This window comes from Nocardia sp. NPDC051911, from assembly GCF_040681035.1.
GTDB classification, from domain to species: domain Bacteria; phylum Actinomycetota; class Actinomycetes; order Mycobacteriales; family Mycobacteriaceae; genus Nocardia; species Nocardia sichangensis.
The window spans coordinates 228,044-250,305 of sequence record NZ_JBFAXY010000004.1; the positions used below are offsets into that span (position 1 = coordinate 228,044).

General features: G+C 69.9%; 22 protein-coding genes and 1 pseudogene. 14 read left to right on the plus strand and 9 right to left on the minus strand.

Features of this window, described 5'->3' with window-relative positions:
• Window positions 1-13: 13 nt before the first annotated feature.
• The 3 genes and pseudogenes from ppgK (at window position 14) to AB0L97_RS07160 (ending at window position 3,263) form a co-directional block, all read left to right on the plus strand.
• Entirely contained in the window at window positions 14-772 is a 759-nt protein-coding gene (gene ppgK / locus AB0L97_RS07150) for a polyphosphate--glucose phosphotransferase (protein WP_355070367.1), read from the plus strand.
• Window positions 773-923: 151 nt separating this feature from the next.
• A pseudogene (locus tag AB0L97_RS07155) lies at window positions 924-2,333 on the plus strand (RNA polymerase sigma factor); the annotation flags it as partial.
• Window positions 2,334-2,498: 165 nt separating this feature from the next.
• The gene (locus tag AB0L97_RS07160; protein ID WP_364425993.1) at window positions 2,499-3,263 is read left to right on the plus strand and encodes a rhomboid-like protein; all 765 of its coding nucleotides are present in this window, start codon (window positions 2,499-2,501) and stop codon (window positions 3,261-3,263) included.
• On the opposite strand, the gene AB0L97_RS07165 is transcribed toward AB0L97_RS07160, so the two are convergent.
• Together AB0L97_RS07165 and AB0L97_RS07170 are read right to left on the minus strand one after the other, a co-directional pair.
• Window positions 3,264-4,448: a cation:proton antiporter gene (locus tag AB0L97_RS07165; RefSeq protein ID WP_355070363.1), complete on the minus strand. Its 1,185-nt coding sequence runs from the start codon at window positions 4,446-4,448 to the stop codon at window positions 3,264-3,266.
• Window positions 4,449-4,451: 3 nt separating this feature from the next.
• Entirely contained in the window at window positions 4,452-4,934 is a 483-nt protein-coding gene (locus tag AB0L97_RS07170; protein ID WP_355070361.1) for a cation:proton antiporter regulatory subunit, read from the minus strand.
• Between the two features lie 111 nt (window positions 4,935-5,045).
• On the opposite strand from AB0L97_RS07170, the gene AB0L97_RS07175 reads away from it, so the two are divergent.
• Window positions 5,046-6,221: a histidine kinase gene (locus AB0L97_RS07175; protein ID WP_364425996.1), complete on the plus strand. Its 1,176-nt coding sequence runs from the start codon at window positions 5,046-5,048 to the stop codon at window positions 6,219-6,221.
• Window positions 6,218-6,865 (plus strand): response regulator transcription factor, encoded by a 648-nt coding sequence (locus AB0L97_RS07180; RefSeq protein WP_364425998.1) that lies wholly within the window; start codon window positions 6,218-6,220, stop codon window positions 6,863-6,865. Before AB0L97_RS07175 ends, AB0L97_RS07180 begins: the two co-directional genes overlap by 4 nt.
• Here the strand turns inward: AB0L97_RS07180 and AB0L97_RS07185 are convergent, their stop codons facing one another.
• The gene (locus AB0L97_RS07185) at window positions 6,866-7,225 is read right to left on the minus strand and encodes a DUF952 domain-containing protein (protein WP_355070356.1); all 360 of its coding nucleotides are present in this window, start codon (window positions 7,223-7,225) and stop codon (window positions 6,866-6,868) included.
• A gap of 276 nt (window positions 7,226-7,501) precedes the next feature.
• On the opposite strand from AB0L97_RS07185, the gene AB0L97_RS07190 reads away from it, so the two are divergent.
• Window positions 7,502-7,696 (plus strand): hypothetical protein, encoded by a 195-nt coding sequence (locus AB0L97_RS07190; protein WP_036538000.1) that lies wholly within the window; start codon window positions 7,502-7,504, stop codon window positions 7,694-7,696.
• Between the two features lie 104 nt (window positions 7,697-7,800).
• Here the strand turns inward: AB0L97_RS07190 and AB0L97_RS07195 are convergent, their stop codons facing one another.
• Window positions 7,801-8,508, minus strand: coding sequence for a TetR/AcrR family transcriptional regulator C-terminal domain-containing protein (locus AB0L97_RS07195; RefSeq protein WP_364426097.1), 708 nt, complete (start codon window positions 8,506-8,508; stop codon window positions 7,801-7,803).
• Window positions 8,509-8,665: 157 nt separating this feature from the next.
• Here AB0L97_RS07195 and AB0L97_RS07200 point away from each other — a divergent pair, with 157 nt between their 5' ends.
• Together AB0L97_RS07200 and AB0L97_RS07205 are read left to right on the plus strand one after the other, a co-directional pair.
• Window positions 8,666-10,432, plus strand: coding sequence for a DEAD/DEAH box helicase (locus tag AB0L97_RS07200; RefSeq protein ID WP_364426001.1), 1,767 nt, complete (start codon window positions 8,666-8,668; stop codon window positions 10,430-10,432).
• On the plus strand, window positions 10,432-10,986 hold the full coding sequence (locus AB0L97_RS07205; protein WP_364426003.1) for a hypothetical protein: 555 nt from the start codon (window positions 10,432-10,434) through the stop codon (window positions 10,984-10,986). Before AB0L97_RS07200 ends, AB0L97_RS07205 begins: the two co-directional genes overlap by 1 nt.
• A 274-nt stretch (window positions 10,987-11,260) precedes the next feature.
• Here the strand turns inward: AB0L97_RS07205 and AB0L97_RS07210 are convergent, their stop codons facing one another.
• Entirely contained in the window at window positions 11,261-12,001 is a 741-nt protein-coding gene (locus AB0L97_RS07210) for an SDR family oxidoreductase (protein WP_355070350.1), read from the minus strand.
• 104 nt (window positions 12,002-12,105) lie between these two features.
• On the opposite strand from AB0L97_RS07210, the gene AB0L97_RS07215 reads away from it, so the two are divergent.
• Window positions 12,106-12,708, plus strand: coding sequence for a TetR/AcrR family transcriptional regulator (locus AB0L97_RS07215; RefSeq protein ID WP_364426006.1), 603 nt, complete (start codon window positions 12,106-12,108; stop codon window positions 12,706-12,708).
• A gap of 6 nt (window positions 12,709-12,714) precedes the next feature.
• Here the strand turns inward: AB0L97_RS07215 and AB0L97_RS07220 are convergent, their stop codons facing one another.
• Window positions 12,715-14,433, minus strand: coding sequence for a DEAD/DEAH box helicase (locus tag AB0L97_RS07220; protein ID WP_355071026.1), 1,719 nt, complete (start codon window positions 14,431-14,433; stop codon window positions 12,715-12,717).
• A gap of 228 nt (window positions 14,434-14,661) precedes the next feature.
• Between AB0L97_RS07220 and AB0L97_RS07225 the strand changes: the two genes are divergently transcribed.
• Window positions 14,662-15,804 (plus strand): YihY/virulence factor BrkB family protein, encoded by a 1,143-nt coding sequence (locus AB0L97_RS07225; protein WP_364426008.1) that lies wholly within the window; start codon window positions 14,662-14,664, stop codon window positions 15,802-15,804.
• Window positions 15,805-15,813: 9 nt separating this feature from the next.
• Here the strand turns inward: AB0L97_RS07225 and AB0L97_RS07230 are convergent, their stop codons facing one another.
• Entirely contained in the window at window positions 15,814-16,050 is a 237-nt protein-coding gene (locus AB0L97_RS07230; RefSeq protein WP_039799212.1) for a DUF3039 domain-containing protein, read from the minus strand.
• Window positions 16,051-16,254: 204 nt separating this feature from the next.
• Here AB0L97_RS07230 and AB0L97_RS07235 point away from each other — a divergent pair, with 204 nt between their 5' ends.
• Window positions 16,255-16,608: a DUF3099 domain-containing protein gene (locus AB0L97_RS07235; RefSeq protein ID WP_355071024.1), complete on the plus strand. Its 354-nt coding sequence runs from the start codon at window positions 16,255-16,257 to the stop codon at window positions 16,606-16,608.
• A 19-nt stretch (window positions 16,609-16,627) separates the two neighbouring features.
• Here the strand turns inward: AB0L97_RS07235 and AB0L97_RS07240 are convergent, their stop codons facing one another.
• Complete coding sequence (locus tag AB0L97_RS07240; protein ID WP_364426011.1) at window positions 16,628-17,923, minus strand: MFS transporter; 1,296 nt, start codon at window positions 17,921-17,923, stop codon at window positions 16,628-16,630.
• Between the two features lie 190 nt (window positions 17,924-18,113).
• Between AB0L97_RS07240 and AB0L97_RS07245 the strand changes: the two genes are divergently transcribed.
• The 3 genes from AB0L97_RS07245 to AB0L97_RS07255 all read left to right on the plus strand — a co-directional run bounded on the left by AB0L97_RS07245 (window position 18,114) and on the right by AB0L97_RS07255 (window position 21,633).
• Complete coding sequence (locus AB0L97_RS07245) at window positions 18,114-18,857, plus strand: VOC family protein (RefSeq protein ID WP_355070344.1); 744 nt, start codon at window positions 18,114-18,116, stop codon at window positions 18,855-18,857.
• Between the two features lie 95 nt (window positions 18,858-18,952).
• Window positions 18,953-20,470 (plus strand): methyltransferase, encoded by a 1,518-nt coding sequence (locus tag AB0L97_RS07250; protein WP_364426013.1) that lies wholly within the window; start codon window positions 18,953-18,955, stop codon window positions 20,468-20,470.
• A 194-nt stretch (window positions 20,471-20,664) separates the two neighbouring features.
• Complete coding sequence (locus tag AB0L97_RS07255; protein WP_355070340.1) at window positions 20,665-21,633, plus strand: sigma-70 family RNA polymerase sigma factor; 969 nt, start codon at window positions 20,665-20,667, stop codon at window positions 21,631-21,633.
• A 164-nt stretch (window positions 21,634-21,797) separates the two neighbouring features.
• Here the strand turns inward: AB0L97_RS07255 and AB0L97_RS07260 are convergent, their stop codons facing one another.
• A complete protein-coding gene (locus AB0L97_RS07260) occupies window positions 21,798-22,100 on the minus strand; it encodes a DUF4333 domain-containing protein (protein WP_356961560.1) in 303 nt (100 codons plus the stop codon).
• Between the last annotated feature and the right edge of the window lie 162 nt (window positions 22,101-22,262).

Below are 22,262 nucleotides of genomic sequence, written 5' to 3' on the forward strand. Positions count from 1 at the left end.
CGAGGGGTTAGTCATGTCCGCTCGGGGGCACGCATTCGGCATCGACATCGGCGGCAGCGGCGTCAAAGGCGCCACGGTCGATCTGGCCACCGGCGAGTTGGTCCACGAGCGGATCAAGATCGCGACGCCGCACCCGGCGACACCGTTCGCCGTGGCGGAGGCGGTCGCCGAACTGGTCGACAAGGCCAAGTGGACCGGGCCGGTCGGCCTCACCCTGCCCTCGGTGGTGATCGGCGGCGTGGCGCGCACCGCGGCGAACATCGACAAGTCCTGGATCGGCACCGACGCGCGGGCGCTGTTCTCCGCCGCGCTCGGCGGCCGTCCGGTCACCGTGCTCAACGACGCGGACGCCGCGGGCATGGCCGAGGACCACTTCGGCGCGGCGCGCAATTTCGCGGGCTTGGTCATGCTGCTGACCTTCGGCACCGGCATCGGCTCGGCGTTGCTCTACCACGGCACACTGGTGCCCAACACCGAACTGGGTCACCTGGAGATCCAGGGGATGGAGAGCGAGCACCGCGCGGCGGCCTCGATCAAGGAACGCGACGGCCTGAGCTACGAGCAGTGGGCAGCGCAGGTCAGCCTGGTGCTGACGGGGCTGGAGAACCTGTTCTTCCCGGTCGTCTTCGTCGCGGGCGGGGGCATCAGCAGGGAGGCCGAGCAGTGGATTCCCCTGCTCACCAACCGGACTCCGGTCATCCCCGCCCGCCTGCGCAACACCGCGGGCATCGTCGGCGCCGCCATGGCGATCGCGGGGGGCGTCGCACCGTGAGGCGCGCGGGAACCGCGAGGATGCCGTTCCCGGCATCGTGCCGTAGGTACCCTGGTTAGATCGTTACAATGGAACGTGCCCGGCTGAGCCGGAGAAACCCCGACCGGCCCTCCGCCGGTGCAACCCGACAGATCGCTCCGCCGGAAACCCACTCTGGCGTGACGCCGCACGAGACCGTCACGAAAGGGCGTACGTGGTAGCCACGAATACCCGTCAGACCGCCGAATCGGCCGATGCCGACTCCGCAGATGTAACCGCAGCACGGCCGGTCCGTAAGGCTGCCGCGAAGAAGGCTCCGGCGAAGAAGGCCGCCGCCAAGAAGGCGCCTGCCAAGAAGGCGGCCAAGGCTCCCGCGAAGAAGGCCACCACCAAGAAGGCGGGCCCCGACGGCGAGCCCGGCGCCGACGAGGCGATCGAGGACGAGTCGCTCGATCTCGACGATCTCGGCGATCTGGAAGTCTCCGAGGAGGACCTCGCCGACGGCGACGAACTGGTCGACGTCGCCGAGGACACCGAAACCGAGGAAGCCGAGAGCGAGGCCGACGAGCCGACGGCGGCCGACAAGGCCTCCGGCGATTTCGTCTGGGACGAAGAGGAGTCCGAGGCGCTGCGCCAGGCCCGCAAGGACGCCGAGCTCACCGCCTCGGCCGACTCGGTCCGCGCCTACCTCAAGCAGATCGGTAAGGTCGCGCTGCTCAACGCCGAGGAGGAGGTCGAACTCGCCAAGCGGATCGAGGCGGGCCTCTACGCCGCGGAGAAGGTGCGCGAATTCGCCGAGCAGGGCGAGAAGCTGCCGGTCGCCATGCGCCGCGACTTCAACTGGATCGTCCGCGACGGCAACCGGGCCAAGAACCACCTGCTCGAGGCCAACCTGCGCCTGGTCGTCTCGCTGGCCAAGCGCTACACCGGCCGCGGCATGGCGTTCCTGGACCTGATCCAGGAGGGCAACCTCGGTCTGATCCGCGCGGTGGAGAAGTTCGACTACACCAAGGGCTACAAGTTCTCCACGTACGCCACCTGGTGGATCCGGCAGGCCATCACCCGCGCCATGGCCGACCAGGCCCGCACCATCCGCATCCCGGTGCACATGGTGGAGGTCATCAACAAGCTCGGCCGCATCCAGCGCGAGCTGCTCCAGGATCTCGGCCGCGAACCGACGCCGGAGGAGCTGGCCAAGGAAATGGACATCACGCCGGAGAAGGTGCTGGAGATCCAGCAGTACGCGCGTGAGCCCATCTCGCTGGACCAGACCATCGGCGACGAGGGCGACAGCCAGCTCGGCGATTTCATCGAGGACTCCGAGGCCGTGGTCGCGGTGGACGCGGTGAGCTTCACGCTGCTGCAGGATCAGCTGCAGTCGGTGCTGGAGACGCTGTCGGAGCGGGAGGCGGGCGTGGTCCGGCTGCGCTTCGGCCTCACCGACGGCCAGCCGCGCACCCTCGACGAGATCGGCCAGGTCTACGGGGTCACCCGCGAACGCATCCGCCAGATCGAGTCCAAGACCATGAGCAAGCTGCGCCATCCCAGCCGCTCGCAGGTCCTGCGCGACTACCTCGACTAGGTCGCATCGCCTCGACGCCCGCATTCGTCGTCCGCTCGATTCCTCCAGCGGCCGGTGAATGCGGGTGTCGCGCTTTTCCGCGCCAGGCCGCAGACGCGGCGGAGGAAACAGCGCCACGACGGGGGCACTTCGCCACGCGCAGCTCGCGCCCGGCAGACTTGCGGGGTGGTTGCCTCGACCTCGACTTCGAGCTGGCTGCGGTCACCGTGGACGCAGACCGTCGACCTGCGCGCCGAGTGGCGCGACCTGCAAGCCTGGCTGCGCCGTCCCGGGCTGCCGCGGCGGCTTCTGCCCGCGATCCGCGCGCACCTGGGAGCCGCCCCCGCCAGCACCGCCTACGCGTTCACGCTGTTCGTCACCTGGTGGACGCTGCGCGGGGTCGGTGACTCGGTGGAGCGCAGATTGATCTTCTCGGCGTCGACCAACCTCTACAACATGCGGCACAACCCGGTTCAGGTGCTGGTCGCCTCGGCGTTCTGGACCGACGGCGGCTTTCCCTGGACGACCATCGCCGGTTTCCTGATCGTCATGGCATATGCCGAGCGCTGGCTTGGCACCGCGCGCTGGATCCTGCTGTTCGCGACCGGGCACATCGGGGCGACGCTGCTGACCGTCACCGGCATCTCACACGCCATCGACCGTGGCCTCATCCCGCTGCGGGTGGCCGTCGCGGCGGATGTCGGTACCAGCTACGGCTTTTCGGCCGTGCTGGCGGCGCTGGCATTCCGGTTCCGCGGCAGGGTGCGGCTGGTGTGGGCCGGTGCGCTGCTCCTGACGCTCGGCGTGGCGCTGTGGATCGAGCCGACATTCACCGACTACGGCCATCTCTGCGCCGCCGTGATCGGGCTGGCGGTCGGGGCGATCGCGAGCCTGTTCTGGCATCGGCTGGAACGGACCGCGGGCCGCAGAGCCCGCACGGCCCAGGACTGATCAGTAGACCTGGGGCTCGCGGCGGCCGCGGTCGGGCAGCAAACCGACCATCGGCTCGACCACTCGCGCCGCGATCGGGCCCAGCACCGCCATCAGCAGGACGTAGGTCGAGGCGAGCGCCGTGAGCTGACCGTCCATCGCGCCCGCGCTCACGGCCAATCCCGCGATGACGATGGAGAACTCGCCCCGCGCGACGAGCGCCGCGCCCGCTCTGGCCCGGCCCATCCTCCGGATGCCCTCGCGTGCGGCGGCCCACCACCCGGTCGCCACCTTCGTAACGACCGTGACCGCCGCCAGCGCGATCGCCCAGCCCAGCACCGGCGGGATCGCTCGCAGGTCGGTATTCAACCCGAAGGCCACGAAGAAGATGGCCGCGAACAGGTCGCGCAGCGGTTCGAGCATCTTCGCCGCCGCGTGCGCGGTCGAGCCGGAGATCGCGATGCCGAGCAGGAACGCTCCGACCGCCGCCGACACGCTCAGCGCCGAGGAGACGCCCGCGACCAGCAACGCCGCGCCGAGCAGTGTGAGCAGGAAGACCTCACGGTCGGCGCTGTCCACGACCGCCGAGACATACCGCCCGTAACGCAGCGCCACCACGAGCACCAGCGTGATGGTGATCAGCGCTACCGCCAGGGCGCGCAGCCCGCTGAGCCAGCTGAGCCCCGCCAGCACCGTGGTGAGGATCGGCAGGTAGACCGCCATCGCCAGGTCCTCGAATACCAGGATGGACAGGATCACCGGCGTCTCCCGGTTGCCCAGGCGTCCGAGGTCGTCGAGGACCTTCGCCACGATGCCCGAGGAGGAGATGTAGGTGACGCCTGCCATCGTGATCGCGCCGTCGACACCCCAGCCCAGCATCAGCGCGACCACGGCCCCCGGTGACGCGTTGACCACGATGTCCACCACACCGGCCGCCCAGGAACGACGCAGGCCGGTCACCAGCTCCGCCGCCGTGTACTCCAAGCCGAGCAGCAAGAGCAGCAGCACCACCCCGATCTCGCCCGCGATATGGCCGAAGTCGTGGGCGGCCCGGAGTTCGATGAGACCACCTTGGCCGAAGGCGACACCGCCGAGCAGGTACAGCGGAATGGGCGACATACCGACACGGCCTGCGACACGCCCCAGCATGCCGAGAACGAAGAGAACCGCTCCGAGCTCGATCAGGGCGAGCGCGGTGTCCGTCACGGCTCAGCCGTGCGTCAATATCTTCGCGGCGGCATCCAAGCCCTCCGGAGTGCCGACGACCACGAGCAGGTCGCTCGCGGTGAAGGTGAAATCGGGTCCGGGCGAGGGATGCAACTGCCCGGCCCGCATGACCGCCACGATGGAGGCCTTCGTGCGGGTACGCATCTCGGTCTCACCGAGGGTGCGGCCGTCGTAGGGGGAATCGTCCCCGATCGGGAGCTGGCGCGTGGTGATCCCGGGCAGGTCGCGGTGGTCGTCGTTGAGCTTGGCGACCAGCTGCGGCGCACCGAGCAAGTTGGCCAGGACCGCGGCCTCATCGGTGGTCAGCGGGATCTGCGCGGCACAGGCGTCGGGATCGTCGAGTTTGGAGACGATCAGGTCGATATCACCATCGCGGTGGGCGACCACGCCGATTCGGCGACCGGATCGCACTTCGAAGTCCTTCCGGACACCGATCCCGGGTAGTGCGGTGACGTCGACGTTCACGCCCTCCAGATTAGCCGGATCACCGCGTCCGCGAACGGATCGGTCATCACTTCGGCCGATGGCGCGTCGCGGTCGCTGTGCTGTGATGGAGGCGTGTGGCGGTGGGCGGATGTGCCGGAGCGGACACGGGATGCGCTGGGCGCCGTGATCGCGTTCGCCGGCGGCGCGGCGCTGTACCTCGCAGGCTTGTCCACCATGACCGAGCGGGGCGAGCAGGCGTCGTTGTGGGTGCGGTGCGGTGTGCTGGCCCTACTGTGCCTGGCGACCTTCTGCCGGCGCCGGATGCCGGTCGCGGCCATGCTTGCCGGGCTCTTGCCGCTGGCCGTGGACATCTGGCTGGGCGCCACGGTGCCGGTGTGGATCGTCTACGCCGACTTGATCTACGCGGCCGTGCTGTACGCCGGGCGCCGGGCGTCGCGGATCACGGCGCTGTCCTGGTCGACGCTCTCAGTCGTCGTGGTGGTGCTGACCCTCGCCTTGACCGGCGACCTGCGCGCGGTCGCGCTGGCGCTGGTGGCGGTGTTCAGTTTCGTCGCGACGCCGATCTGGTGGGCGAACTCGGTGCGCACGCACAAGGAGGTCGCGCACGCCGAGCGCACCCGCGCCGAGGCGCTCACCTTGGTCGCCGAACTCGACCGGCGCGCGGCCATCGCCGACGAGCGCACCACGATGGCGCGCGATCTGCACGACGTGATCGCCGGGCACCTGTCGGCCATCGCACTGCACTCGGAGGCGGCGCTCGGCGTGCTGGCCCGCCGCGACGCCGACCCGGAGGTGGCCGGCATCATGCGCTCCATCCGCGCCAACAGCGTCAGCGCACTGGAGGAGATGCGCACCATGATCGGATTGCTGCACAGCGACGACGGCGCGGCGGAAGTAGCCGCGCCGCGCACCCTCGCGCAGTTGCCGATCCTGGTGGACGCCGCACGCGCGGCGGGGATCTCGGTACGGGTGCGCGAATCACTGGACGGCGCCGCGCTGCCCAGCGCTGTCGACCAGGCCGCTTATCGCATCGTCCAGGAGGCTTTGACCAACGCCATGAAACACGCCCCGGGACAGGAGGTCTCCATCGACGTGCGCGCAGAGCGGGAGAGACTGACCATATCCGTCCGCAACAGGACAACGCCCGCGCGGCCCCACCGGGCCGTGGACCGAGCGGGGCGTCGCGGTCTGGTGAACATGCGCGAACGGGCCGCGGCACTCGGCGGAAGCTTGCGCGCCGGAACGGATTCCGGCCACTGGGAAGTTCTGGCCACCCTGCCGCTCGGCTGCGTGGGCGCCGCATGACGATTCGGGTGGTGATCGCCGACGACCACGCCGCGATCCGCGCCGGCCTGCGGATGATCCTGGACGTCGAGGACGATATCGAGGTGGTCGGCGAGGCCGCCGACGGCGATGTCGCGGTGGCACAGGCCAAAGCGCTGCGGCCGCAGGTGGTGCTGATGGACGTGCGCATGCCGGGGGTGGACGGGATCACCGCGACCGAGCGGATCACCGCGGACGATTTGGCGAAGGTGCTGATCCTCACCACGTTCGACCTGGACGAGTACGTCTTTCGCACGCTGCGCGCGGGCGCCTCCGGGTTCGTGCTGAAATCCACGTCGGGCCGGGCGCTGGTCGAGGCGGTGCGCGCGGTCGCGGCCGGGGACGGCGTGCTGGCTCCGGAGGTGACGCGAGCGGTGATCTCTGCGTTCGCCGCGTCGAATCAGATTGCCGCGCAACCGGCTCCCGCCGGATTCGGCGAGCTCACCGAGCGGGAACGCGAAGTGCTCGATTGCCTCGGCGACGGCCTGTCCAACGCGCAGATCGCGGGTCGGCTGTTCATCGGCGAGACGACCGTCAAAACACATGTGTCCCGGGTGCTGACGAAACTCGGTGTGCGGTCGCGGGTTCAGGCCGCCATCGTGGCGCGTGAGATCCGCGACCGGTAGTCACGCCGGGAGCGGGGCGAATGTCCCGTCCGCCGCGGGCAGGTACTCTACGACCCCCGTGACCGCGCCCACCGGCAGGGGGCCGTACAGGTGCGGGAAGAGTATCGACTCCGGATCGGTCGGGACGCCCGGCTCCCACTTGATCGGCGACCCGACGCGGCGGGAGTCGATCCGCAGCAACACCAGATCACGCCGCCCCGCGAACAAGCGATTCGCGGGCAGGTGCACCTGTTGCGGCGACGAGAGATGGATGAACCCTGCCTCGGCGAGGGAGGGCGCTCGGTACTCCCCCGTTTGCCGCGCGGATAACCATTCATCCAAAGTGCATAGGTGAACAAGCGTGTGAGTGTCATAGGTCACGGGTAATCTCCCGGTAGACAACTGGATCGGCCGATCGAGAGTGTGACGCAGTGCACATCTACGACAGGACCAGCGGCGTTCGCCCGTAGCGAAATCCCTGGTCGTGTTATCGAAAACACACTGCTTCATCCGCGGGAACAAAGTCCCCCGTCCCGAACGTCTGACAGAGTAGTCATACCCCTGCTGGGAAGTAGCGGTAGCGAGCTCGTGGTGAGTGACCACGGGCCCCACACCAGGTGAACGGTCGTCGGGACCGGGAGCCAGGACGGAGGAGTCATGCCAGGAACCCTGACAAGCACCCCACTGACCGCGGTCGATCGTTGCGACCGCTGCGGGGCGGCGGCCCGTGTGCGCGCCGTACTGCCCGCAGGTGGAGAGTTGCTCTTCTGCCAGCACCACGCGAACGAACACATGGATCGGCTGCGTGAGCTGGACGCCGTGATCGACACGGAGTCCGCTCCCGCGCTCTGACCTGCTCCTCGCGTCCTGACACAACAGCATCGAACAACAGAACACCGTTTCCACCGGCAGCGGGCGACCCACAGGTCGCCCGCTGTCGGTGTGTCCGGCGGCGCTCAGTCCGCGCCGAGGATGCCGTCCAGCAGCCTGGCCAGGCCGTATTCGAACGCGCCGTCCGGGTCGGCCGGCGCCTGGTACAGCTCACCCACCGCCGCCCCGACACGTGCGGCGAGCGGGAACCGGCTCGGCGGCATGACCTCGCTCAGCAGCGGACCGTGCACTTCCCACCACTGCGCGTCGCTCATTCGCGCGGTCTCGCGGGCTGCGGCCACCGCCATGCGCGCGTTTCCGGTGGCGAACTCCGACAGCACGGCGATCGCCCGGTCCATCGCCACGTCCGGCAGGCCGAGCCCGTCGATCGCGGCGAGCTGGCGCTCGTAGCGACGCATCCGTCCCGGCCCGAGCACGAGCCGCCACGGCGACACCTCGAGCAGCCAGGGGTGCGCGAGGAGTTCCGCGCGCACCTGGCGGGCCACCGCGGCGAGGCGCTCACGCGGCGGCAGATCGGCGGGAACCGGCGCGTCTTCCTCGGCCACCGCGTCGACCATGAGCACCGTCAGTGCGTCTTTGCTCGGTACGTACGTGTAGAGGCTCATCGGCCGCAGCCCCAGTTCGGCGGCGACCGTGCGGATGGAGACCTTGTCATAGCCCTGCCGGTCGGCGAGCGCGACCGCCGCGGCGACCACCGCGTCCACGCTGACCGCCTGCTTCGGACCGCGCCCCGCCGGACGCGACGGTAGTTCGTGCCGCCACAGCAAGCTCATCAGCCGCCTGGCCTCGTCGGATGTGACGTCTTCGCTCACTGGCTCCTCGGAACCGATCCGGTACGGTGTCCGTTGTCAGGTTACTCCGTACACCATACGTTGATTCAAGGGGTGCGCTCTGCCCAGCACACACGCCACTTATCTACCGGATCGGCACATGTTCGCGCTCTGGACCTGGCTCGGACACGCCACCGGTCCGGCCCCGACCGGTCCAGGTGACCGCGAGACCCTCGCGCTGGCCGTCCCGATCGGCGTGGACGGAGCCCTCGAGGTCATCGACGTCGATGCCGCCTTGGTGGATCCCGAGACGTTCGCGGACTCGAGCCTGGACCACCCGGGTGAGTCGGTCCTGGTCTGGCAACAGGTGGTGCGTTCCGCGCTCGCCGACCCCGCCGGTGAGCCGCCCGGCCCGGACGCCGATGCCCTGCCCATCGCCGCGCACGCCGTGCCGGACGAGTCCCGCACGGCAATCGTCTCCGCGCGACGAGCATTGGCCGTCCTGCGCGACACCGAGGCGGTCACGGCGGATCTGCGGGCCACCCTGAAAGCCCGGCTGCGCCCCTACCAGGCCCGCGGGGTCGGCTGGCTGCGCGAAACGGTGGCCGCGCACGGCGGCGCGGTGCTCGCCGACGAGATGGGGCTGGGCAAGACCGTGCAGACCATCGGCTTCCTGCTCGACCGGGCCGAGGCCGGTCCGCAGTTGGTGGTGTGCCCGACCTCGCTGGTCGGCAACTGGGCGCACGAGATCGGCCGGTTCGCGCCCGGGCTGCGCGTGGTCGTGTGGCGAGGCGGCGCCGTCGATCCCGACGCCGCGACGATCGTGGTCGCCGGTTACCCGACGCTGCGGTTACATGGGCAGCTGCTGGCGCAGCGGAGGTGGGCGACGGCCGTCTTCGACGAGGCGCAGGCGCTGAAGAATCCCCGCACCCAGGTCGCGAAGGCGGCGCGCGCGATCGACGCGGCCGCCACGGTCGCACTGACCGGCACGCCGGTGGAGAACCATCTCGATGAGTTGTGGGCCCTGCTGCACCTGGTGGCACCCCGATTGTTCGGGCACCGGACGCAGTTCCGGCGGCGCTTCGTGCGGCCCATCCACGAGGGTTCGGCCGCCGCCGCGGCACGGTTGCGCGACACCATCGAACCGGTGGTGCTGGCCCGCACGAAGCGTCAGGTCGCCGCCGCCCTGCCCGCGAAGATCCACAGCGACCTGCTCTGCGACCTCACCGCCGAACAGGAACAGCTGTACGACCAACTGCTCGACAAGGCCGTGGACGACGGATTCGGCGCGGGCATCGAGCGCCACGGCCGCGTGCTCGCGGCGCTGACCGCCCTGAAGCAGGTGTGCAACCATCCCGGCCTGATCACCGGCGAACTCGACGAGCTCGCCGGCCGGTCCGGGAAGCTCGACCTGTGCACCGACATCGTCGCCGCCAATCTCGAAACCGGCAGTCCGACGCTGATTTTCACGCAGTACCGGCAGACCGGTGACCTGCTGGTACGGCATCTCGCCGAGCAGTTCGGCGTGGATGCGCCGTTCTTCCACGGCGGCCTCTCACAGGCCGAGCGCGCCGAGATCGTCACCCGGTTCCAGGCCGAGGACGGGCCACCGGTGCTGGTGCTCAGCCTGCGCGCGGCGGGCACCGGGCTCACGCTGACCCGCGCCGCCGACGTCGTCCACTTCGATCGCTGGTGGAACCCGGCGGTGGAGGCGCAGGCCTCCGACCGGGTGCACCGGATCGGCCAGACCCGTACGGTCACCGTCACCACGCTCACCTCCACCACCACCGTGGAGGAGCACATCGCGGGCATGCACGACCGCAAGGCGGCGCTGCGCGACCTCGGCGACGCTGCGGGTATCGCGGCGCTGGCCGCACTGGACGACGCCCAGCTGATCGAGATACTGCGCCGCAAGAGGGAGAACTGATGGCGGACAACGAGTTCGGCTACACCGCATGGGGCATGGACTGGGTCCGGCTGGCCGAGCCGCTGCGCCAGACCCGGCCGGACCCACTGCTGCCCCGCGCGCGCAGCATCGCGCGCAACAACGGCGTGCGGGCCACCGTCGAAGGACAGGTCGTGCGGGCCACCATCCACCGGGGCGGTCAGGCGTCGGTGACGCAGGTGGAGGTGGCCCCCATGTCCCGGACCGCCGTTACCGCGATCGCCGGATTCGTGCCGGACCCGCCCGTACCGACCGACGATGTGCACCGCGCCGTCAGCGCGGCCGGGATTTCCCTCGCACCCGTCCTCGCGGGTACCGACTGCTCGTGCACCGCGCGCAAGACACGATGCGTGCACCTTCTGGCCGTCTTCTACGAGATGGCGCGGCGAGTCGACGAGGATCCGCGACTGGGCTTGGCGATCCTTGGTTATTTCGCCGCCGCGCCGCGGGACTCGGACGAGTCCGCACCGGCGACGCGGTGGACGCCGATCAGTGCACTGGACTCTCGGCGATTCTTCACCACGACGCCGCGCTGAACTGCCGAACCATCTCGGAGTATCCCGGCCACCGATCGCACCCCCGCCGTCTGGCCCCGGAAGCGGGGAATTACTGCGCCGGAGGCGATCTCGATAGTTCGCTTCGTTGACGGGTGGCGTACGCGGATCCCGGCCGCATCATTGCCGCTGCTCTGCCACGGGCATGCCGCTCGCGCGGGTCGCGAGCCGATCGGTCCTGCGACGCCGAGCACGTACGTCGCGGCGTTCCAGCGGGCGGTCGTGGTCCCGCAGCGGCGGCATTTCGCCGGGTCGATCAGGCGTTGGTACCGCTGTCCACGGTGAGGAACGCACCGGTCACGCTGCGACCGGACGGCCCGGCCAGGAAGGCCACCGTCGCCGCCACATCGTCGGCGGCGCCGAAGCGCCCGAGCGCGGTCAGGTCGCGCTGCCTGCCCGCATGCGCTCCGTCGCCCGGATTCATGTCGGTGTCGGTGGAGCCGGGCTGGACGAGGTTCACCGTGATCGCGCGCGGGCCCAGTTCGCGCGCCAGCGCCTTGGTGAAGCCGTTGAGGGCGGACTTGCTGAGGTTGTAGAGCGTCACCCCGTCGAACGGCGCGTGATCGGTCAGGTTGGTCCCGATGCTGATGATCCGCCCGCCGTCGGTCATGTGCGGGACCGCGGCCTGCGCGCCGACGAACGCGGCGCGCGCGTGCACACCGAGCGCGTTGTCGATCTCCGCGACGGTGAACTCCTCGAACGGCTTCGCCGGGAAGATCCCCGCGTTGTTGACCAGGATGTCCAGCCCGCCGAGTTCGGACGCCGCGCGGTCCACCGCCGTGCGCACGGCGGTGGCGTCGGCGCTGTCGGCCTGGATGGCGACGGCTCGCCGCCCGAGCGCCTCGACTTCGCCGACCACCGTCTTCGCCTGCCCCTCGGCGTGCTGGTAGGTCAGCGCCACGTCCGCGCCCGCCGCGGCGAGGCGGCGCACGATCGCCGCCCCTATCCCGCGGCTACCCCCGGTGACCAGTGCGACCTTGCCCGTCAGGTCCGGCATCGGTACTCCTCCTATTTTGTGTCGATCAATACATAAATAGCCAAGCGCATCCGCCGCCGCGGTGTCAAGGGGTATATTTAACGATCGACACAGAAAGGTTCGGCATGGCAGAACGGGGACGACCACGCGCCTTCGATCGCGCCGAGGCCTTGCGCCGCGCCATGGAGGTGTTCTGGGAACACGGCTACGAGGGCGCGTCGATGAACGACCTCACCGCCGCGATGGGGATCAACTCACCCAGCCTGTACGCCGCGTTCGGCGGCAAGGAGGCGCTGTTCCGCGCGGCCGTCGACCTCTACGGGCACACCGACGGCGGCTACACCGCCCGTGCGCTGCGCGAGGAACCCACCGCGCGGGCGGCCATCGAGGCGATGCTGCGGGACAACGCGGTGGCCTACACCGAGGAGAACAAGCCGCACGGGTGCATGGTCGTGCTCGCGGGCTCCACCTACACCACGAGAAACACCGGCATCCGCGATTTCCTGATCGACAAGCGCCGCGCGACGACCGAAGACATCCGGCGACGACTCGAGCGCGGCGTCACCGAGGGCGATCTGCCGCCCGGTACCGACAGCGCGGCGCTCGCCGCTTTCTACACGACGGTCCTCTACGGGTTGTCCATCCATGCACGGGACGGCGCGGCGCTGCCGGAACTCACCGCGTCCATCGACTGCGCCATGGCCGCCTGGCCCGCCCCGGCCGACTGACGCGGGCTACTTCCGGCGCAGCGCCGCGATGCGCTCACCGAGTTGTTCGGCGGTGGCCAGCGCGGTCGGCGGCCCGCCGCACTCCCGGCGCAGCTCGCCGTGGATCACGCCGTGCGGCTTCCCGGTGCGATGGTGATGCATCGCCACCAGGCTGTTGAGTTCGCGCCGCAGCTCGCCGAGCCGATCGGCGGTGGCGACCCGCTCCGCGGCGCCCGCCACCTGTGGACCGGGATCGGGGACGGGCGCGGACAGGCTCCGATCCGCGACCTGTCTGGCCTGCCGCTCACGCAACAGCGCGCGCATCTGCTCGGCGTCGAGCAGGCCCGGAATCCCGAGGTAGTCGGCTTCCTCGTCGCTTCCGGCGAAGGTCGCGGTACCGAAGGAGGATCCGTCGTAGATCACCTGGTCGAGCTCGGCGTCGGCGGCCAGCGCGACGAAGGACTTCTCCTGCTCGCCCGGTTCGTCCTGCTGCTTGTTCGCCTCGATCAGCAAGTCGTCGTCCAGGCCGTTCTTCTCCCGGTGCGGCTTGCCGATGACGTGGTCGCGCTGCAACTCCAGTTGCGCGGCCAGATCCAGCAGCACCGGCACCGAGGGCAGGAACACCGTCGCGGTCTCGCCGGACTTCCGGGCACGCACGAAACGCCCGATCGCCTGCGCGAAATACAACGGGGTGGAGGCGCTGGTCGCGTACACCCCGACGGCGAGGCGCGGCACGTCGACGCCCTCGGACACCATGCGGACCGCGACCATCCAGGGCTGGGTGCTGTTGCTGAATTCGGCGATGCGGTTGGAGGAGGCCGGGTCGTCGGACAGCACCAGCGCCGGCTTCTCACCCGAGATGTGTTCCAGCAGTTCGGCGTAGTCGCGGGCACGGTCCTGGTCGGTGGCGATCACCAGACCGCCCGCGTCGGGCATGCCGGAGGCGCGCTTCTGGCGCAGCCGGATGTCGGCGGCGCGCAGCACGGCGGAGATCCAGTCGCCGGCCGGGTCGAGCGCGGTCCGCCAGGCACGGGCGGTCTGCTCGGCGTTCAGCGGCTCGCCGAGGCGGGCGGAATACTCCTCGCCCGCGCTGTCGCGCCAGTGCGCTTCGCCGGAGTAGGCCAGGAAGACCACCGGCCGCACCACGCCGTCGGCGAGCGCCTCGGCGTAGCCGTAGGTGTGGTCGGCGCGGGACTTCGGGAAACCGGACTCGTCGGGTTCGTAGACGACGAAAGGGATCTGGCTGTCGTCGCTGCGGAACGGGGTACCGGTCAGGGCGAGGCGGCGAGTCGCGTCGCCGAACGCCTCAGCGGTCGCGTCACCCCAGCTCTTGGCGTCTCCCGCGTGATGGATCTCGTCGAGAACGACCAGCGTCCTGCGATTCTCGGTGCGCACGCGGTGGCGCGAGGGATGCGCGGCGACCTGCGCGTACGTGACCACGACACCGTGATAGTCACCCGAGGTGCCACCGGTGGAGTTGGAGAACCGCGAGTCCAGCGCGATCCCGGAGCGCGCCGCCGACTGTGCCCACTGGTGCTTCAGATGTTCGGTGGGCGCCACCACGGTGATCTGGTCCACAGTGCGGTCGGCCAGCAGTTCGGCGGCCACGCGTAGCGCGAAGGTGGTCTTGCCCGCGCCCGGGGTGGCCACGGCGAGGAAGTCCCGTGGTTTGGTGGCCAGGTACTTCGTCAGCGCACGTCGCTGCCAGGCGCGGAGGGAACCGCCGCTGACGGCGGGGCCGATCACTTTCGAATCGCCCGGCGTCTCTGCCTCACCCGCCACAGCGGCGCCACCCGACCCAGTCACGCAGACGACCCTAGCGGCCCGGCACGGCGTGTCGCCAAACCGACGCGGCGGGCGCGACGGGCATCACACGGCCACCAGCCAGGACGCTGGGAGTTCACCCGATGCCCACCGACACGTCGCGCGCACACTCCGATGCGGATCGCCGAAGTGCGCGATGCTGTAAGCACGATGACCGAGCAGCACGCCATTCCGGGGGATCCGCCGCGGACCGACACACCGTCGACCCGCGCCGCCGCTGTGCGCCCTCCCACTTGGGCCGACCGCGCGAGCGCGCGCACAGCGGTGTTGAGCAGACGGGCCGCCGCGCTGATCCTGCGGGTGGCGGCGAAGGCGTGGACGGATTCCATCTTCGCCAAATCGGCCGCGGCCGCGTTCTGGCAGACGCTCTCGCTGGCGCCGCTGTTGCTCGGCCTGCTCGGCAGCCTCGGTTACGTCGGCGGATGGTTCGGCCCGGACACGGTGCAGATCGTCGAGTCCAAGATCATCGCGTTCAGCCGGGAGCTGTTCAGCGCCAACGTGGTGGCCGATCTCATCGAGCCCACGGTGCAGGACGTCCTCGGGCGCGGGCGCGGAGCGGTGGTGTCGGTGGGCTTCGTGCTGTCGCTGTGGGCCGGATCGTCGGCGATGGCGACCTTCGTCGACTCGATCGTGGAGGCCCACGACCAGCAGGACGCGCGGCACCCGGTGTGGCAGCGCATCTTCGCGCTGTTGCTGTACCTGCTGTTCCTGGCGGCGTCGGTGTTCATCCTGCCGCTGGTGGCGCTGGGGCCGACGCTGATCGGGCGGGTGCTGCCCACCGCGTGGCGGGCCACCGGACTGCAACTGCTGGACTTCTTCTATTACCCGGGCGTCGGCCTGCTGCTGATCGTCGGGCTCACCACCCTCTACAAGCTGGCACTGCACACCTCGTTGCCCTGGCACCGGCTCTTCGGCGGGGCGCTGGTGGCTGGCGTGTTCTTCATGGCGGCCAGCGAAGTGCTGCGCCGCTACCTGTCGTGGGTCAGCCGCACCGGCGTCACCTACGGCGCGCTGGCGACGCCGATCGCGTTCCTGCTGTTCACGTTCTTCCTGGGCTTCGCGGTGATCCTGGGCGCGGAGTTCAACGCGGCGGTGCAGGAGTTCTGGCCCGCCCGCGCGACGCGCATGGAGCAGGTCAAGGAGTGGATCGCCAATCAGGTGCGCGGCGAGAGCGGAACCGACGCGGACACGACGGATCCCGACGAGGCCGCGGCGGGTCCGGACGACGCGGGCTCCGACGACCTGCGCGCCGTGCTCGATCTGCGCGCGGCGCGGTCCTCGTCCGGCGAGTAGATCGTCGCCTCAGTCGCCCTTGCGTAGGCCGTCGTAGACCTTCTTGCACTCCGGGCACACCGGAGAGCCCGGCTTGGGCGAGCGGGTCACCGGGAAGACCTCTCCGCACAGCGCGACCACGTGGGTGCCCAGCACGGCGCTCTCGGCGATCTTGTCCTTCTTCACGTAGTGGAAGAACTTCGGGGTGTCGTCGCCCGTCGTCTCGTCGGTCGTCGTATCCGGGCGAACCATGGTGTCGGTGCTCACGCACTCCATGATGCCGCATCGCGCGACAACCCCGCTGACCACGGTCTCACCTCGGTATCGCATCACCGGCCACCGCCGAGCAGACCCGACCCCACCTCCGTATGTGCGCGGAAGGACCACGAGTGGAAGACTCGGGGTATGCAGCAGAACGGCGATTCCCCATCCGCCGACGGCCGCGACCGCGAAGAGCACCCCGACGTGACGATGCCGACGCAGCCCCGCCGTTCCTCCGGATACTTCCCAGGCACCGACGACAAGCACCCCGCGTTGATCACCGAGGCGGCGCCCTCGCTGGACGATCAGCACCGGGCCCGGGTGCGCAGGTACACGATCATCATGGCGTTCCGCATCCCGTGCCTGGTCCTCGCCGCGATCGCCTACAGCGCGTTCGGCAACCCGCTGCTGTCCATCCTGATCATCGTCGCGTCGATTCCGCTGCCCTGGATCGCGGTGCTGATCGCCAACGATCGCCCGCCACGCCGCAAAGACGAGCCCAGCAGGTGGGACCGTCCGCGCACGGCCATCGAGTCGCGTCCGCACAACGCCATCGACGGCTGAGTCCGCTGGGAAGACCGGCTCACCGCGCCGCTGCCGGAGGCCTGCGGACGACGGCCGACATCACGGCGGCGGCGCCGCACAGAGCGCCCGCCAGGTACCAGGCGAGGTCGTAGCTGCCTTGCAGGTCACGGATCACGCCCGCGCCGGTGGCCGCCACCGCCGAGCCGATCTGGTGCGAGGCGAACACCCAGCCGAACGCGACGGGGCCGTCGGCGCCGAACAGTTGGCGGCACAGCACGACGGTCGGCGGCACCGTGGCCACCCAGTCCAGGCCGTAGAAGACGATGAACACCCACAGGCTCGGCTGCGTGTCCGGACCCAGCAGCGCGGGCAGGATCAGCAACGACAGACCGCGCAGCGTGTAGTAGCCGATCAGCAGGTAGCGCGGATCGATCCGGTCGGTCAGCCAGCCCGAGGCGATGGTGCCCGCCACGTCGAAGACGCCGACGACGGCCAGCAGGCTCGCCGCGGCGGTCGGCGGCATGCCGTGATCGTGCGCGGCACTGACGAAATGGGTGCCGACCAGCCCGTTGGTGGACGCGCCGCACACCGCGAAACCGCCTGCGAGCAGCCAGAACCCGGGACGCCGCGCGATCGTCCCGAGCACCGTGAGCGCGCGCGACGCGCCGCCCGCGGCGGGTACGCGCAGGCCCGCCGTGCTGTCCGGCTCGGCGCCGTAGGCTCGCACGCCGAGATCGCTCGGATAGTCCCGGATGAACAGCACCACCAACGGCGCCACGGCCAGCGCCGCGCCCGCGACGATCAGCGACGGCAGCCGCCAGCCGTGGGCGTGCGCCAGCGCCGACACCAACGGCAGGAAGACCAACTGTCCGGTCGCGCCCGCGGCGGTGAGCACGCCGGTGACCAGACCGCGCTGCCGCACGAACCACCGGCCGGTGATCGTGGCGACGAACGGCATGGACATCGACCCGACGCCGACACCGACCAGCAGGCCCCAGGTCAGCACGAGGTGCCACGGCCGGGACATGAAGACCGTCAACCCGCTGCCCGCGGCGACCAGCAGCAGCGCGCAGGCGACCACCCTGCGGATGCCGAAGCGATCCATCAGCGCGGCGGCGAACGGCGAGATCAGGCCGTATAGCAGCAGATTCAGCGAAACGGCCGTCCCGATGGTGCCGTGCGACCAGCCGAACTCCTCGTGCAACGGGTCCATCAGCACGCTGGGCACGGAACGGAACGCGGCCGCGCCCAGCAGGGCGATGAAGCCCACGCCTGCGACCGGCCAAGCCGGGTGCAAGCGCCGGCGCGGCGCGGTAGCCAGGGAAACGGGAGTCGGCGTCTGCAGTTCGGTCACCCGATGAGCCTGCCCGAACCATGCTCACGCAACGAGTGGCTGAAATGCCACATAACATTGAATTCCTGCCAAATATGGCGGCGCCGGTATTTTCTCGACAAGGCGGGCACGCGTCCCTAGGGTCGCATGAGGCCTCGCGCACCACGATCACCGGCCACGGTTTGTTGCGGGCGACAAGACAGGAGTGCACATGATTCGGTGGATCTGGGTCTTCCTGGACCGCCCGGCGCAGCGTTTCGACGACTGCGCGAAGTTCTGGTCCACGGTCACCGGCACCGAGCTCTCCCCTCGGCGCGGCGCGAACGACGAGTTCCTCACCCTGTTGCCGGACCCGGCGCTGTTCGCCGCGGCGAGCGTCAAGATGCAAGCGGTGACCGGCCTCGGCGGCGTCCACCTCGACCTGGACGTCGACGACATCCCCTCCGCCGTGCGCACCGCGCTCGGCCTCGGGGCCGAGCTGGTCGCCAACCATCCCGGCTACGCCGTCCTGCGATCCCCGGGCGGCCAGACGTTCTGCCTGACTCCCAGCGGCCGCGCCACCAGCACGCCCGCGCCCGCCGTCCGGGCTCCGGACGGCGCGCTGTCGCGCCTGGACCAGGTGTGCCTCGACATCGGCCCCGACGATCACGAGGTCGAGACCCGCTTCTGGACGCTGCTGACCGGCTGGACCCATCAACCGGGCAGACGGCCGGAGTTCGCCCGGTTGCGCTCCGAGGAACGGCAGCTGCCCGCGCAGCTGCTGTTGCAGCGCCTCGGCGAGAACCGCCCCACCAGCGCGCACGTCGATCTGGCGGCCACCGACATCGACGCCACCGCCGCGTGGCACGAGTCACTCGGTGCGACCGTGGTGGAACGTCACGAACACTGGATAGTCCTGAGCGATCCCGGCGACGCCTTGTACTGCGTCACCGGACGCGACCCCAGCGGGGTCTGACCGACTCCGGCGGCGGCCCGAGGTGGCAGCGCGGTGCCGCGGAACACAGCGGGCACCTGATCCGCGCCCGGTGGTCGCGGTGGCAGAGTACCGGTGTGCCTCCGAACCGATCGACGACCACCGGATCGCTGCTCGCCGCGCTGTGCCCGGATCTGCGGACCGCGCTCACCCGGGTGGGCTACGACGCCGACACCCTGCTCGAAGTGCTCGGCGACGCGCACGCTGCGCTGGGCCGGTCGGAGCCGGTACCGGTGCGCCGCGCGGCCCGCGCGGCAGGCGAGCTGGGCACCCTCATCCGTCTGTTGCTGCTGGGCGACGCGCTGCCCGAGCGGGAGGTGGCCGCGGCGCTGGCGCCGGTCGAGATGGATCGCGCGGTCGCGGCGGGCCTGCTGGAGCGCGAGGGCGACGAGGTGCGTGCGGCGCTCGACCTGCGGCCGCTCGACACGGGCGCGGGCACTCGGTGGGTGCTTTCCGACCTCGACGACTCGATGCGCAGGCGCACACTGACCGAGGATCACGTCCTCGGCGTCGGCCACGCCTCCCTCTCGCTGCTGCGCGCCACACCCACCCGGCCGGTCGGCACGGTGCTCGACCTCGGCACCGGGTGCGGCGTGCAGGCGGTGCACGCCGCCTCCTACGCGCGGCGCGTGACCGCAACCGATGTCAATCCCCGCGCATTGTGGCTGGCCGAGGCCACCGCCGCGCTCAACGAGCTGGACATCGAACTGGTGGAAGGCTCCTGGTTCGACCCGGTGCGGGGCAGGCGGTTCGACCAGGTCGTGGCCAATCCTCCGTTCGTGGTGGGCCCGGGGCGTGTCGAGCACACCTATCGCGATTCCGGCCTCGCACTGGACGGCGCGAGCGAGTTGGTCATCTCGCAGGCCGCCGACTTGCTGGCGCCCGGCGGTACCGCCGCGATGCTCGCCGCGTGGGTCCATGTCGACGACGAGGACTGGCGCGGGCGCGTCTCCTCCTGGTTGCCCGCGCACGGGGTGGACGCCTGGGTGGTGCAACGTGACGTGGCCGACCCAGCCCTGTACGTGGGCACCTGGTTGCGCGACGCGGGCGCGGACCCGCGCGATCCCGCCACGCAGGCCCGCGCGGAGCGCTGGCTGGACGCTTTCGAGGCAGCCGACGTGGCGGGCATCGGGTTCGGGTTCGTCTACCTGCGCGCCATCGATGGGCCGACCGAATTGCTCGCCGAGGACCTCACCCACGGCTTCGATGATCCGCTCGGCGAGGAGGCCTTCCGGTATTTCGAGCGCTCGGCCTGGTTGCGGGCCGTCGCCGGCGACGAAAATCTCGCCTGGTCTTCACGTTTCGTCGTGGACGAGGCGACGGCGCTGGAGCGGGTGTATCTGCACGACGCCGAGGGATGGGCGCCGGAGGTCGCGCGACTGCATCGCGGCGACGGTCCGCGCTGGCAGCACGAAGTGGATGAGGCGACGATCTCACTGCTGGCGGGAATGCACGCCGACGGCCTGCCGTTGTACGACCTGATCGAACTGCTGGCGCTCGCCCATGGATCCGATGCGGTGGGCACCGAGTTCGCCGCCGACGCGTTGTCCGTGGTCACCGGCCTGGTACGGCACGGATTGATCAAGCCCGTGTGAGAAACGGCAGCCGCGCGCCGGCCGGTGCAGGTCCTGGCCGGGGATCGTCCCCGCGCTGCGGCGCTTCTCAGGAACTTCTCAGACGAGAAGGGCGAAAACCGCTGCTCAGAGCGGTTTATGCCAGCCGTAACGGGGAACTTTCTCCCTGTCGGGTCCGTTTATCGGAGTGAGACACCACCGACAGGAGGCAAGTCATGACAAGCCCCGCCACCACTCGTGTGCGCACCAGCGATTCGGACCTCGACGCTCAGAGCCCTGCCGCCGACCTGGTACGTGTGTACCTGAACGGAATCGGCCGCACCGCGCTGCTCACCGCTGCCGACGAGGTCGAGCTGGCCAAGCGCATCGAGGCGGGCCTCTACGCGCAGTACCTGCTGGAAACCGGCAAGCGACTGTCGGCGTCCCGCAAGCGTGATCTGGCGATGATCGTGCGCGACGGTCAGGCCGCCCGGTCGCACCTGCTCGAAGCCAACCTGCGCCTTGTTGTCTCGCTCGCCAAGCGGTACACCGGCCGCGGCATGCCGCTGCTCGACCTGATCCAAGAGGGCAACCTCGGGTTGATCCGCGCCATGGAGAAGTTCGACTACGCCAAGGGCTTCAAGTTCTCCACCTACGCCACCTGGTGGATCCGGCAGGCCATCACTCGCGGCATGGCCGACCAGAGCCGCACCATCCGCCTGCCCGTCCACCTCGTCGAGCAGGTGAACAAGCTGGCCAGGATCAAGCGCGAACTGCATCAGCAGCTGGGCCGCGAGGCCACCGACGAGGAACTGGCCAACGAATCCGGCATCCCGGTCGACAAGATCTCCGATCTGCTCGACCACAGCCGCGACCCGGTGAGCCTGGACATGCCGGTCGGCAACGACGAAGAGGCCCCGCTGGGCGATTTCATCGAGGACTCCGAGGCCACCTCGGCCGAGTCCGCGGTCATCGCCGGTCTGCTGCACCACGATGTGCGCAGCGTGCTCGCCACCCTGGACGAGCGCGAACAGCAGGTCATCCGGCTGCGGTTCGGCTTGGACGACGGCCAGCCGCGCACGCTGGACCAGATCGGCAAGCTCTTCGGTCTCTCCCGCGAGCGGGTGCGTCAGATCGAGCGTGAAGTCATGGCGAAGCTGCGCAAGGGTGAGCGGGCCGACCGGCTCCGCGCCTACGCCAGCTGATCGTCCGGCGCCGGCCGCCCCGAGACAGCGCCGGCGTTCGGCTCGGTGGCCCTTCCGCCGGGGTCACCTTCCCGCGCCGACCGGTATGCGCGCGTGCCCGTCCCCTCCGGGCGTCGCGCGGGCCGGTCGGCGGTGTCGTATCCCCTTCTCCGCGCCGCATCGGCTCAGCTCTGGTCCACCGCGATGTCGTATTTCACGGTGTCGCCTTCCACCGAGGTCACCGTCAGCGTCACACCGAGCGTGTCCCCGGCCGCGGTGAGCGTGCAACGCATGGTGGTCCCTTCTTTGCCAGTGAGATCACCGGGGCAATCGATCGCGTCGGGTTCCTGCCCGACCTTCTCGGTGAGCGAGTCCTTGACCGACTTCTCCAAGTCGGCCTCCTTCACCTTCGGGGTGCCGATTGTGACGGAACACGCGGTGAGCGCCGCCGCGAGCAGCGACAAGACGGCAACACTGCGAATCTTCATGGCGAGCAGGCCTTTCTGACGGACGAACGTGACATCCCCAGATCGCGGCAGAAGCGATCGTCCGTTATCGGACATTTCGCGTGTGACGTGTGCGAGCCGATGTCTCAGCCGTGCCACGCGATAGGCGGGGCGTGCTGCGCAGCGAATTCGCCCGGCGGATCC